Source organism: Nonomuraea sp. NPDC005692, from assembly GCF_040631115.1.
In the GTDB taxonomy this organism is placed as follows: domain Bacteria; phylum Actinomycetota; class Actinomycetes; order Streptosporangiales; family Streptosporangiaceae; genus Nonomuraea.
On sequence record NZ_JBEXYU010000004.1, the window covers coordinates 271,617 to 283,274 of the forward strand.

The following is an 11,658-nucleotide window of genomic DNA, read 5'->3' on the forward strand; positions in this document are numbered from 1 at the left end:
TTCAGGCGACGCTGATCGTCCAGCTCGCCACGTGTTCGTCGCCCGGCCGCAGCACGACCAGGTCGGTGCCGGAGTTGAAGGCGTCGGGCGGGCACGTCATCGGCTCGACCGCGACGCCCTCGTAGCCGAGCTGCCGGCTCGTGCAGACCTGCACCCACGGCAGCACCGCCGGGTCCCAGCCGACGCGCACCGCGCCCACCCGCACCTCGCCGCGGTCGAGCCCGGTGAAGGCGTGGTCGATCACGGTGTCGCCGACCGGGCGCGGCTTCCTGAAGTCGTACGGGGTGCCGGCGACGTCGGCCAGGCCGGCCGGCAGCAGCCGGTCGTCGGTCGTCAGGTAGCGGGCGGCGGGCAGCTCCAGCTCCTCGCCCAGCAGCCACGGGTGGGGCCCGCAGCCGTAGGGGGCGTCGGCCTCGCCGGTGTTGCGGGCCGTGACCGTCGTGGTCAGGCCGCCGGCGTCGAGCCGGTGCTCGGCCGACAACGCCAGCGCGAACGGGTAACCGGGCGCCTCGGCCAGCTCGTACGTCAGGCGCGCCCGATCGGCCTCGGCCTCGGCCACCTTCCAGTCGACCACGGCGACCAGGCCGTGCAGCGCGTGACCGCGGTCGGGCTCGGTCACCTCCAGCCGGTGGGAGCGGCCCTGGAAGGTGTAGCGGGCGCCGCCCACCCGGTTGGGCCAGGGAGCGAGGACGGTGCCCGCGAAGTAGGGGACCGGGCCCTGCTCGGGCCAGGTCGTCACCAGGTCGCGCCCGCCGTGCCTGAGCGTCCTGAGCGCGGCGCCGCGCGGGCTGATCTGCGCGGTGTAGCCGCCGCCTTCGAGCTGGGGCACGGGAGAAGGTCCTTTCGTCGGGCGTGCGAGCAGCCGGGCCAGGATAACGCCTGGTCAGGCAGACTCTCGGCGAACCAGGTGCGTGTCGAGGATCACCACGGGCTGGCGCAGCTCCTCGCCGTTGATGCGGGCCACGAGGAGCTCGGCCATCTGGCGGCCCATGGCCTCCGTGGGCTGGTGGACGGTGGTCAGCGGCGGATCGGCGTGCAGCGCGGCCTTGGAGTCGTCGAACCCGATCACGGCGACGTCGCGCGGGATCGCCTTGCCCGCGGCCTTGAGCACGCGCATCGCGCCCAGGGCCATCGGGTCGGAGGCGGCGAAGACCGCGTCGAGATCGGGATGGCTCTCCAGCAGCTCCTGCATGGCGGTGGCGCCGCTCTCCTCGGAGAAGTCGCCGAAGGCCACGATCTCCGGCAGGCCCGAGGGCAGCAGCGCGTCGCGGTAGCCGGCCAGACGGTCGACGCCCACGCCCATGTCCTGGGAGCCGGCGATCGTGGCGATCGCGCCCCGGCCGAGGCCCAGCAGGTGTTTGACCGCCTGCCGGGCGCCCGCCCTGTTGTCCATGTCCACGAAGCTGTAGGGGTCGAGGCCGACGGGCCTGCCGCCGAGCACGGTCGGCACGCCCATCTCCTCCAGCCTGCCCGGCAGCGGGTCGGCGCCGTGCAGCGACAGCAGCAGCACGCCGTCGACGTGCTGCCCCGTCAGGTAGGTCTCCAGCCGCTCGTGCTCCTCGGGGGAGCGCGCCATCGCCAGGATCAGCTGCAGCCCGGTCTCGGCCAGCGCCGAGCCGATGCCGCGGATGGTGCCGGCGAAGTACGGCTCGTCGAAGACCCGGAACTGGGACTCCGACACCACCAGGGCGACGGTGTCCGTGCGGCGCGTGACGAGGGCACGCGCCGCCCTGTTGGGCACGTAGCCCAGCTCGCGGATGGCCAGCTCGACGGCCTCGCGGGCCTTGGCGCTGACGTTCGGCGAGCCGTTGATGACTCTCGACACCGTGCCCCGGCCCACACCGGCCCGAGCCGCGACTGCCTCAAGAGTCGGTCGGTTCATGTCGCCTATTGTGCCGGATGATCTCCGAGTACCAGTGCGCGCTGTCCTTCAGCAGCCGCTCCTGGGTGTCGAAGTCGACGTGGACCAGGCCGAAACGCTTGCCGTAGCCCCAGGCCCATTCGAAGTTGTCCATCAGCGACCAGGCGAAGTAGCCCTGCAGGGGCACGCCCGCGTCGATCGCCTGCCGGCACGCGCCGAGGTGCGCCTCCACGTACGCCTGCCGCTGCGCGTCGTGGATCCGGCCGTCGGCCAGCACGTCGTCGAAGGCGGCGCCGTTCTCGGAGACCACCATCGGGATCGGCGGGTAGTCCCGCGCCACCCGGGTGAGGACCTCCACCAGGCCGTCCTCGTCGATCTCCCAGCCCATCGCGGTGACCGGCCGGCCGCCGTTGACGAACGAGACGTGCTCGCTGCCCACCCACGGCGAGGCCGTGTCCGTGGGGGCCGCCGCCGCCGACGCCCTGCCGCCGGGCGCGCCGGAGACCGTGAAGCGGCTGTAGTAGTTCACCAGCAGCACGTCGATCGGCGCGTTGATGATCTTCATGTCGCCCGGCCGCACCAGGTCGTCGTCGATCGGGATGTCGTTCAGGACGTCCTCGGGGTAGCGGCCGGTCAGCAGCGCGTCCAGGAAGAACCGGTTCTGCAGGCCGTCGATGCGGCGGGCCGCGTCCAGGTCGGCCTCGCTGCCGGTCTCGGGGGAGATCGCGTACAGGTTGACGCAGCCGCCGGCGCGGCGCGCGTCCATCGCCTGGACGGCCAAACCGTGGGCGAGGTTGAGGTGATGCGCGCCCCTGATCGCGTTGCGCGGCTCACGCCGGCCCGGGGCGTGCTCGCCCGAGGCGTAGCCGAGGAACGCGGCGCACCACGGCTCGTTGACCGTGCTGAAGGTGTGGACGTGGTCCTTCAGCGCCTCGTGCACGATCGTGGCGTACTCGGCGAAGCGGTAGGCCGTGTCGCGATTGGGCCAGCCGCCCTTGTCCTCCAGTTCCTGCGGCAGGTCCCAGTGGTAGAGGGTCAGCCAGGGGTCGATGCCGTTCTGCCGGAGCTCGTCCGTGAGCCGCTTGTAGAAGTCCAGGCCCTTCTGGTTGACCGCGCCCGAGCCGGTCGGCTGGATCCGCGGCCAGGACACCGAGAAGCGGTAGGCCGTCAGGCCCAGGTCCGCCATGATGGCGACGTCCTGCCGGTAGCGGTGGTAGTGGTCCATGGCCACGTCCCCGTGGTGCCCGTTGAGCACCCGCCCCGGGGTCTTGGTGAAGGTGTCCCAGATGGACGGGCCGCGCCCGTCCTCGGTGACCGCGCCCTCGATCTGGTACGCCGAGGTGGCCGCGCCGAACGCGAAACCGGGAGGGAAGCGCAGCCCAGGACGGATCTGTTCCTCTTGTGTCGTCACGCCTTGACCGCACCTTCCATGAGTCCGCCGACGATCTGGCGGCCGAATGCGACGAATACCGCGATGAGCGGAATGATGGACAGCGCGGTACCCGCGAAGATCAGCGAGTAGCTGGTCGAGTAGCGCGCGTTGAGCGAGTTGATGGCGATCTGCACGGTCGGGTTGTCCGGGGTCAGCACGATCAGCGGCCACATGTAGTCGTTCCACATGAGCATGAAGGTGTTGATGCCGAGCACCGCCATGCCGGGACGCACGGCCGGCAGCACGACGTTCCACCAGATCCGCAGCGTCGCCGCGCCGTCGACCCTGGCCGCCTCGACCAGTTCGTTCGGCACGGCCTGGCGCGTGTACTGCGTCATCAGGAACACGCCGAACCCGTTGAGCAGGTACGGCAGGATGATGGCCTTCAGCGTGCCGGTCCACTCCAGGCTCACCATCATGCGGTAGAGCGGGACCACGCCCATCTGCTGCAGCGGCACCGCCATCGTCAGCAGCACGAGCAGCAGCAGGATGTTGCGGCCCTTGAACTGCAGGCTGGCGAAGGCGAACCCGGCCAGGGTGGAGATGATCACCACGGACACGGTGACGATCGCCGCGCTGACGAAGGAGTTGGTCAGGCCGAGCAGGAAGTGCGCGTCCTCGTTCTCCAGCACCGCGACGATGTTCTCGCCGAGGTTGCCACCGGGCAGGAACTTCGGCGGCACCGACACGGCGTCGGAGTTCGTGCGCGAGGCGATGACGAGCATCCAGTACAGCGGGAACGCCGACAGGAAGATGGCCACCCCGAGCATGACCCGCGTCATGACGGTCGGTTTCCAGCCGGTCACTTGGCGCCTCCGATCCGCCGGACGAACAGGAAGTTGACGGCCGCGCCGATGAGGATCAGCAGGAACAGCAGCCAGGCGGCCGCCGCGGCATAGCCGTAGTCGAACTCGCGGAAGCCCTGCTTGACGACGAACATCGCCACCGTCTGGAACTGGCCCTGGGAGCCGCCGTCCACGTTGCCGTTGTAGAAGGTGGTCGGCTCGGAGAACAGCGTCAGGCCGCCGATCGTGGAGTTGAGCACCACGAAGATCATGGTCGGGCGCAGCATCGGCAGCGTGATCTGCCAGAACTGGCGCCGCCGGGACGCGCCGTCGATGGCGGCCGCCTCGTACAGGTCCTTGGGGATCGTCTGCATGCCGGCCAGGAAGATGATGGCGTTGTAGCCCGTCCAGCGCCAGTCGACCATCGCCGCGATGGCCAGCCAGGACGGGAGGCGCTCGGCCCGCCAGTTGATCTTGTCCCCGCCGAACCAGCCCAGGACCCAGTTGACCAGGCCCCAGTCGCGCGCGAACAGCTGCGTGAACACCACCGCGACCGCGACCACCGAGGTGACCAGCGGCAGCAGCACGCTCATGCGGATCGGCAGCCGCCAGCGCAGCTTCTTGTTCAGCGCGTTGGCCAGGAACAGGGCCATCAGCATCTGCGGGACCGTGGCGAGCAGGAAGATGCCGACGGTGTTGGTGACGGCGTTCCAGAAGTCCTCGTCGGCCAGCAGCGCGGCGTAGTTGCCCAGCCCGGCCCACTTGGTGTCGCCGGCCAGGTCGTAGTCGTAGAGCGAGTAGTAGAGCGTGAAGGCCAGCGGGAACAGCCCGAAGGCGGCGAACAGCAGGAAGTACGGGGACACCAGGGCGTACGGCATGGCCTTGACGTCGAGTCGAGAACGCCAGAGGCGGCCGGGCGGGCGGTCGCGGCGATGGTTGTTCCGCGCCGCCCGCGGAAGGGTGTCGAGGCTCATAACAGACCTTTCAGCGGCAAGCCCGGCCCGCTGGCGCGGGCCGGGCGGGGGAAGATCAGCCCGCGGCCTTCACCGCGTCGTCGACCAGCTGCTGCCAGGCCTTGTCGTAGGCCACCGAGCCGTCGTCCATGCCCTGGATGACCGACTCGACCGCGTTCTTGACCTGCGCGTGCTTCACCCCGAGGAAGACCGGCTGCAGGCTCTCCGCGGACTTGGCGAAGATCTCACCGATCGGGGCGTCGCTGAAGAACTCGTTCTTCGCGCCCTGCACGGCGGTGTCGGCCTGGGCCTTGCTGTTGCTCGGCATGTTGCCGAAGTCGGTGAAGATGCTCGCCTCGGTCTGCGCGCTGGTCAGGTAGTCGGCGACCTGCGCGGCCTCCTTCGGGTGCTTGGACTGCTTGGGCACGGCCACCCACGAGCCGCCCCAGTTGCCGCCGCCGCCGGGCACCGAGGCGACGTCCCACTTGCCCTTCATGCCGTCGCCGGCGTTGCCCGAGACCACGCCGAGCATCCAGGACGGGCAGCCGACCGTGGCGAAGGCGCCCTTCTGGGTGCCCGCCGCCCACTCGTCGGTGAAGTTGCGCAGCTTGGCCGTCAGGCCGGACTGGCTGAGCTTGGAGGCGAAGTCGAAGCCCGCCTTCACCGCCGGGTTCTTGTCGACGATGAGGTTGTTCTCCTTGTCGAAGTAGGCGACGTTGCCGTTCTTGGCCGCCTCCTGGTACAGCACCACGTTGTAGAGCGTGTTGGTGCCGTCGGTGAACTTGGTGTCCTTCACCTTCGCCTGGAACTGCTGGCCGACCTTCATGAAGTCGTCCCAGGTCGGCCACAGGGCGGCGACCTTCTCGCGGTCCGTGGGCAGCCCGGCCTTCTTGAACAGGTCCGCGCGGTAGCACAGGCTCATGCCGCCGATGTCGGTGCCGAGGCCGAAGATCTTGCCGTCGGCCGTCACGCCGTTCTCCCACTTCCAGGCGGGGTAGTCGGCCTTGCGGCCCTCAAGGCCGTACTCCTTCAGGTCGGCCCACCACTCGGGGTGCGCCTTGGCCAGGCCCATGCCGCCCTCGTCGATGCCGACGACGTCGCCCGCGCCGTTGCCGGACTGCAGCCACTGGATCATCTGCGGCCAGTACTGCTGCTCGAACTGGTCGGTCAGGTGCTCTTCCTTGATCTGGATGTCCTTGTGCTCGGCGTTCCACTTCTCGATGGCGTTCTTGTAGCCGAAGTTGGAGCCGCCGCCGAAGGTCTGCACCCGGATGGTGACGGGCTCGGCCGCCGCCGCGGAGGAGGCGGGGCTGTTGCCGGCGGTCGGCGTGTCGCCGCTGCCGCACGACGCGACGGTCAGCGCCGCCGCGGCCAGGGCTGAGGCCGCGGCCAGACCGCGACGCTTGCTGATCATCATGGGGGACCCCTTCTCGGGTGACTGATGGGAGGTGCACCGCGGCACGCGCTCCGCCGCGGTGGGAGTCTTTGGGAGCGCTCCCACAAAGGGTGCACTTACCGGCTGTGTCCGTCAATCCGCCGAAACGGAACCGTTACCAATCGTGCGTTTTGCCGCCCTGGATCGGGATTTAAGGGGATAAAGGGCGTGAAGGGCTGTTTGGGAGCGCTCCCACCTCAAGAGACATCTTTCGTGCCGCATCAAGGGCATGTCGCCCGGACCCTCCGGGCTTGCTCCCGGTCAGGCCCGTCTGTCACGCAGCGTGACGGCTGCTTGGCACGTTCCAGCACCGCCCCCACGCTCGGTCCCACGCTCGGCCCCGACGCCCGGCCCCCCACGCCCGGCCCCCACGCTCAGCCCTCACACCCAGCCCCACACCCAGCACAGCGCGCAGCGCGGCGTTCGGCCCTGTGTCCGGCCCAGTGCTCGGCCCTGGGCCGGGCGCGGCGCGCGGTCGATGGGGAGGGGGTGCTCAGCAGGCGGCGGCGCGCTCGTGCAGCAGGGCGCGCTCGCGGGAGTTGCGGGTCATCGAGGCCGCCCGTTCGAACTCGGCCCGCGCCTCGCCGCGCCGGCCCAGCCGGAACAGCAGGTCGCCGCGGACGCTCGGCAGCAGGTGGTAGCCCTTGAGTGACGGCTCGTCCACGATCTGGTCGAGCAGCTCAAGGCCCACGGCCGGGCCGTAGGCCATCGACAGCGCCACCGCGCGGTTGAGCTCGACGACGGGGGAGCGGGCCAGCCGGGCCAGCGACTCGTACAGGCTCGCGATGCGCACCCAGTCGGTGTCGCCGGGGTCGAACGCACGGGCGTGGCAGGCCGCGATCGCGGCCTGCAGCGTGTACGGCCCCGCCGCGCCTGCCGGCTCCTCGGCCCGCTCCTCGGCCAGTCTCTCGGCCAGGGCCAGCGCCGCCAGCCCGCGCCCGATGAGCAGCCGGTCCCACCGGGTGCGGTCCTGCTCCAGCAGCAGCACCGGCTCGCCGGACGGCCCCACCCGGGCCGCCGCCCTGGACGCCTGGATCTCCATGAGCGCGACCAGCCCGTGCACCTCGGGTTCGGCGGGCATCAGCCCCGCCAGCACCCGGCCCAGCCGCAGCGCGTCCTCGCACAGGCCGGGCCGCATCCAGTCGTCGCCCGCCGTCGCCGAGTACCCCTCGTTGAAGATCAGGTAGATGACCTCCAGCACGGACGACAGGCGTCCGGCCAGCTCGGCGCCCTGCGGCACCTCGAACGGGACCTTCCGGTCGGCCAGGGTGCGCTTGGCCCGCACGATGCGCTGGGCGGCGGTCGGCTCGGGCACCAGGAACGCGCGGGCGATCTCGTCGGTGCTCAGGCCGCCGAGCACCCGCAGTGTCAGGGCCACCCGCGCCTCCATCGACAGCGCCGGATGGCAGGCGGTGAAGACCAGCCGCAGCAGGTCGTCCTCGATCTCGTCGGGCTCGGGCGGCTCCCCGGCGGTCTCCAGCCGGTGACCCAGCTCGGCCAGGTTGCGGGACATCCGCTCGTTCCTGCGGATCAGGTCGACGGCGCGGCGCTTGGACACCGTCATCAGCCAGGCGCCCGGGTTGCGTGGCACGCCCGACCCCGGCCACTGCTCCAGGGCCGCGACCAGCGCGTCCTGGGCCAGCTCCTCGGCCAGGCCGACGTCGCGGACCAGCCCGGCCAGGCTGGCGATGAGCCGCGGCGCCTCGATCCGCCAGACCGCCTCGATCGCCCGGTGGGTGTCGGAAGCCATCACCGGGTCATGACACCAGCACCGTCCGCGGTCCGCAAGCCGGGGTCAGCTCTCCTGCCCGCCCAGGCGCCGGCGCATGGCCTTCTCCCGCTCGATCTCCGCCGGGTCGGACGAGGCCGCGTCGGGCGCGTCGGAGGCGTCGTACACCCGCCACACGTGCAGCCCGGTCCCGTCGTGGCCCTCGGGGACGGGCACCCGCATGGCCCATTCCAGGGCTTCCTCCCTGGACTTCACCTGGATCAGCCAGAACCCCGCGATCAGCTCCTTGGCCTCGGCGAACGGGCCGTCGATCACCGTGGCCCGGCCGCCGCTGTAGGCGATCTGCGCGCCCTGCGAGCTCGGGTAGAGCCCCTCGGCGGCCAGCAGCACCCCCGCCTTGGCCAGCGCCTCGTTGTAGGCGTGCATGTTGTCGACGAGCTCCTGGCTGGGCAGCGCCCCGGCCTCGGTCTCCGCGTTGCCCCTGCCGACGATCATGAATTTCATCCTGCACGTCCCTTCCGTCCGCGGCCCCCGGGCGGAGCCGGCCTCGCTGAAGCGTCGAACGGGCGCCGGCCGGATCGACACGCGGACCCGTCCGTTCCCAGGGCACCGTACCGGTCGTGCGGCCGCCTGGCCGATGTGCCATCCTCGCCCCATGCCCCGACCCGCACAAGACGCCCCCGTCCCCAACCGGGCCCTCTGGGACGAGCGCGCCCGCGTCCACGGCTCCACCTCGGCCGACCGGTTCTACGACGTCGACGCCTTCCTCGCCGGCCGGCAGACCCTCTACGCGCTCGAACGCCGCCTGGCCGGCGACGTCGCCGGCCGGGACCTGCTCCACCTGCAGTGCCACTTCGGCCTGGACACGCTGAGCTGGGCACGCCTCGGAGCGCGGGTGACCGGCGTTGACTTCTCCCCGGTGGCGGTCGCGCGCGCCCGAGACCTGGCGGCCAGGGCCGGGCTGGCGGCCACGTTCGTGGAGGCCGACACGCAGCGGCTGCCGGAGTCGCTGGCCGGCGGCTTCGACGTGGCGGTGGCCACGTACGGCGTGTTGTGCTGGATCGGCGACCTGGGCGCCTGGATGCGCGGCGCGGCCATGGCGCTGCGGCCCGGCGGGCGGCTGGTGCTGGTCGACCTGCATCCGGCCTACCAGACGGTGGCCTCGCTCGACCCGCTGGTGGCCGACTGGCCCTACGGCGGCGGCCAGGCCCACCGGGAGACGGTGACCGGCACGTACGCCGACGCCGGAGTGGTGACCGAGGCCCACGAGGCGGTCGAGTACCCGTACTCGGTGGGCGAGATCGTCACGGCGGCGGCGCGGGCCGGGCTCACGGTGGCCGAGCTGGGCGAGCACGTCGAGACCGACATCGACCCGCGCGGCCTGCTGGCCGAGGGCGCGGACGGCCGGTACCGGTTCCCGTTCGGGGACTCGCACCTGCCGATCCTCTACTCGCTGGTGGCGGTCCGGCCCTGAGACGCGGCGAGCGCGCGTCCCTCGTGCGGGACGCGCGCTCGGAGCGGGGGAGGTCAGCTCGCGTACTGGGGGTATCCGTAGCCGACGACCTGCGACTTCGGACGGACGCGCTCCTCGACCTTGCCGTTGCCGGTGTTGCCCTCGATCGTGGAGATCGTGCCGTCGTGGTTGTCCTTGACGACGAAGCCGACGTGCTGGATGGAGTCCAGGCTCTTGCTGCCGCCCCAGGAGAAGAAGACCACCGCGCCGGGCTTGGCCTCGGCGCCCCAGCGGTCGTTGGCGGCGAACCACTTGGCGTGGGCCACGGTCCAGGCGTCCCAGCCGACCTGCGGGCGGGCGCCGGTCTGCTCGCCGACCCAGGAGACGAAGATCGAGCACCAGGGCGCGTTCAGGTACATCGCGCGGGTGCCGCCGTCGCGGGCGATGGTCTCGGCGGCGCGCTTGGAGTCGGCGTACCACTTCTGGAACTTGGTGCCGCCGCCGTAGGCGTTCTCGGAGGTGCCGACCTGGGACTTGGCCATGGCCAGGACCTGCTCGGCGGTGACGTTGACCTGGGTCTCCTCCGCCTTGCGGGTCTGGGCGGCGGCCTGCGGCGCGACGGCCGAGTGGCCGGTCGCGGCGGCGGGGCCGGTGCTGTCGGCGGCGGCGGCGGTGGCGTGGCCGCCGATGGCGGAGGCGAGGATGGCCGCGCCGAGCGCGGCGTGGGCGTAGTTGATCTTCGGGGCACGGATGGGACGGTGCTTGGCCATCGAGGGCATTACTCCTTGCTTCCATGCCGCTTACCGGGTTAGCTGACGGGTTCGGACGTGGAAGCTGCCCTACGGCACCGAAGTGCCGATTCACCCCAAAGGACGTGGGTCCCCGGTTCCGCCCGGAGGCGGATTCAGCGGTCACAGGACGATCCTGTGAAATGTCTTGCGATGGTTGGACAAAGCCGGACAAACCGGACGTCTGCCGCGAGATGCCCCACAAGGTAATACATCGGGCAAGAGCAAGGCAAATGCCTAAAGGTCCAGCTAGGAGAGTTGGGCCCTCGCCTCGGCCAGAAGCCCCATCATGGCAAGGGATTCGTCAAGCGGCATGACCGCGCTCTCCGTCCGGCCCTCGATCGTGGCCGCGCGCACCTCGCGCAGCTCACCCGCGTAACCGTTGTCGGCCGGGTCGAGCACCAGCTCCTCCGTCTCCATCGACGGCCCGGACAGCAGCACCCGCCGCGGCGCCCAGAACGGCGCCAGGATGTCGGCCCGCATCGACGTGCCCACCACGCTCGCGTCGTTGGCGTGATGTGCCAGCAGCGACACGTCCACCAGGGCCCGCCGCCCGTCCGGGTACAGCAGCAGCCCGCCGGCCTCGGCGTCGACGCCGCTGGGCGCCAGCGAGCCGGCCATGCGCAGCTCCGCGGGCATGCCGAGCAGCAGCTGGGCCAGCCCGAACGGGTAGATCCCCAGGTCGAGCAGGGCCCCGCCGCCCAGCTCCGGTGCCCACAACCGGTGGGCGGGGTCGTAGGGCAGCGCGAAGCCGAACGAGGCCCGCACCGACCGGATCTCACCGAAGCGCGGATCGGCCGCCACCTGCTGGATGAGCGGGTTGAAGCGCATCCACATGGCCTCCATGAGGAAGACCCCGGCCGCGCGGGCCAGCGCCACCATGCGCTCGGCGTCGGCCACGTCGGCAGCCAGCGGCTTCTCGCACAGCACCGACTTGCCCGCCGCGATGGCGGCCTCGGCCACCTCCAGGTGCTGGGCGTGCGGCGTGGCGACGTAGATCGCGTCGACGGCCGGATCGGCGCACAGCGCCTCGTAGGAGCCGTAGGCCGACTCCGCGCCCAGCTCGTCGGCCAGCGCCCGCGCCCTGAGCGGGCTCCGTGAGCCGACGGCGGCCACCCGCATGCCGGGCTCGGCCACGATGGCCGCCCCCACGGTACGCGCGATGCCGCCGGTCGCCGCTATTCCCCAGGTGAAATCTCGCACGACCGAGATCGTAGAGCGC

Annotated in this window: 11 protein-coding genes and 1 riboswitch; of the genes, 1 reads left to right on the forward strand and 10 read right to left on the reverse strand. The window is 71.2% G+C overall.

The window, feature by feature from the left end:
- Position 1 precedes the first annotated feature (1 nt).
- From ABZ459_RS11900 to ABZ459_RS11935, 8 genes are all read right to left on the reverse strand, one after another.
- Positions 2-829, reverse strand: coding sequence for an aldose 1-epimerase family protein (locus ABZ459_RS11900; protein ID WP_357969136.1), 828 nt, complete (start codon positions 827-829; stop codon positions 2-4).
- Between the two features lie 54 nt (positions 830-883).
- The gene (locus ABZ459_RS11905; protein ID WP_357969139.1) at positions 884-1,882 is read right to left on the reverse strand and encodes a LacI family DNA-binding transcriptional regulator; all 999 of its coding nucleotides are present in this window, start codon (positions 1,880-1,882) and stop codon (positions 884-886) included.
- Positions 1,863-3,272, reverse strand: coding sequence for a GH1 family beta-glucosidase (locus tag ABZ459_RS11910; protein WP_357969142.1), 1,410 nt, complete (start codon positions 3,270-3,272; stop codon positions 1,863-1,865). The genes ABZ459_RS11905 and ABZ459_RS11910 overlap by 20 nt, the downstream gene beginning before the upstream one ends.
- On the reverse strand, positions 3,269-4,099 hold the full coding sequence (locus tag ABZ459_RS11915; protein WP_357969145.1) for a carbohydrate ABC transporter permease: 831 nt from the start codon (positions 4,097-4,099) through the stop codon (positions 3,269-3,271). The genes ABZ459_RS11910 and ABZ459_RS11915 overlap by 4 nt, the downstream gene beginning before the upstream one ends.
- The gene (locus ABZ459_RS11920) at positions 4,096-5,052 is read right to left on the reverse strand and encodes a sugar ABC transporter permease (RefSeq protein WP_357969148.1); all 957 of its coding nucleotides are present in this window, start codon (positions 5,050-5,052) and stop codon (positions 4,096-4,098) included. Before ABZ459_RS11920 ends, ABZ459_RS11915 begins: the two co-directional genes overlap by 4 nt.
- 55 nt (positions 5,053-5,107) lie before the next feature.
- Positions 5,108-6,448: an extracellular solute-binding protein gene (locus ABZ459_RS11925; RefSeq protein ID WP_357969150.1), complete on the reverse strand. Its 1,341-nt coding sequence runs from the start codon at positions 6,446-6,448 to the stop codon at positions 5,108-5,110.
- A 511-nt stretch (positions 6,449-6,959) separates the two neighbouring features.
- Positions 6,960-8,216: an RNA polymerase sigma factor gene (locus ABZ459_RS11930; protein WP_357969661.1), complete on the reverse strand. Its 1,257-nt coding sequence runs from the start codon at positions 8,214-8,216 to the stop codon at positions 6,960-6,962.
- 45 nt (positions 8,217-8,261) lie between these two features.
- Positions 8,262-8,690, reverse strand: coding sequence for a YciI family protein (locus ABZ459_RS11935; protein WP_357969153.1), 429 nt, complete (start codon positions 8,688-8,690; stop codon positions 8,262-8,264).
- A 160-nt stretch (positions 8,691-8,850) separates the two neighbouring features.
- On the opposite strand from ABZ459_RS11935, the gene ABZ459_RS11940 reads away from it, so the two are divergent.
- Positions 8,851-9,669, forward strand: a complete 819-nt coding sequence (locus ABZ459_RS11940; protein WP_357969155.1) for a methyltransferase — start codon at positions 8,851-8,853, stop codon at positions 9,667-9,669.
- A gap of 53 nt (positions 9,670-9,722) precedes the next feature.
- Here the strand turns inward: ABZ459_RS11940 and ABZ459_RS11945 are convergent, their stop codons facing one another.
- Positions 9,723-10,418: a CHAP domain-containing protein gene (locus ABZ459_RS11945; protein WP_357969157.1), complete on the reverse strand. Its 696-nt coding sequence runs from the start codon at positions 10,416-10,418 to the stop codon at positions 9,723-9,725.
- Positions 10,419-10,430: 12 nt separating this feature from the next.
- A riboswitch (cyclic di-AMP (ydaO/yuaA leader) is annotated at positions 10,431-10,568 on the reverse strand.
- A gap of 117 nt (positions 10,569-10,685) precedes the next feature.
- Positions 10,686-11,639 carry a Gfo/Idh/MocA family oxidoreductase gene (locus ABZ459_RS11950; protein ID WP_357969159.1) on the reverse strand — a complete coding sequence of 318 codons (954 nt, stop codon included), beginning with the start codon at positions 11,637-11,639 and terminating at the stop codon, positions 10,686-10,688.
- Positions 11,640-11,658: the final 19 nt, after the last annotated feature.

Coding starts and splice junctions, on each gene's coding strand:
- ABZ459_RS11905 (WP_357969139.1), bottom strand. CDS start 1,882: ATGAACCGACCGACTCTTGAGGCAGTCGCGGCTCGGGCCGGTGTGGGC.
- ABZ459_RS11920 (WP_357969148.1), bottom strand. CDS start 5,052: ATGAGCCTCGACACCCTTCCGCGGGCGGCGCGGAACAACCATCGCCGC.
- ABZ459_RS11925 (WP_357969150.1), bottom strand. CDS start 6,448: ATGATGATCAGCAAGCGTCGCGGTCTGGCCGCGGCCTCAGCCCTGGCC.
- ABZ459_RS11930 (WP_357969661.1), bottom strand. CDS start 8,216: ATGGCTTCCGACACCCACCGGGCGATCGAGGCGGTCTGGCGGATCGAG.
- ABZ459_RS11935 (WP_357969153.1), bottom strand. CDS start 8,690: ATGATCGTCGGCAGGGGCAACGCGGAGACCGAGGCCGGGGCGCTGCCC.
- ABZ459_RS11940 (WP_357969155.1), top strand. CDS start 8,851: ATGCCCCGACCCGCACAAGACGCCCCCGTCCCCAACCGGGCCCTCTGG.
- ABZ459_RS11945 (WP_357969157.1), bottom strand. CDS start 10,418: ATGGCCAAGCACCGTCCCATCCGTGCCCCGAAGATCAACTACGCCCAC.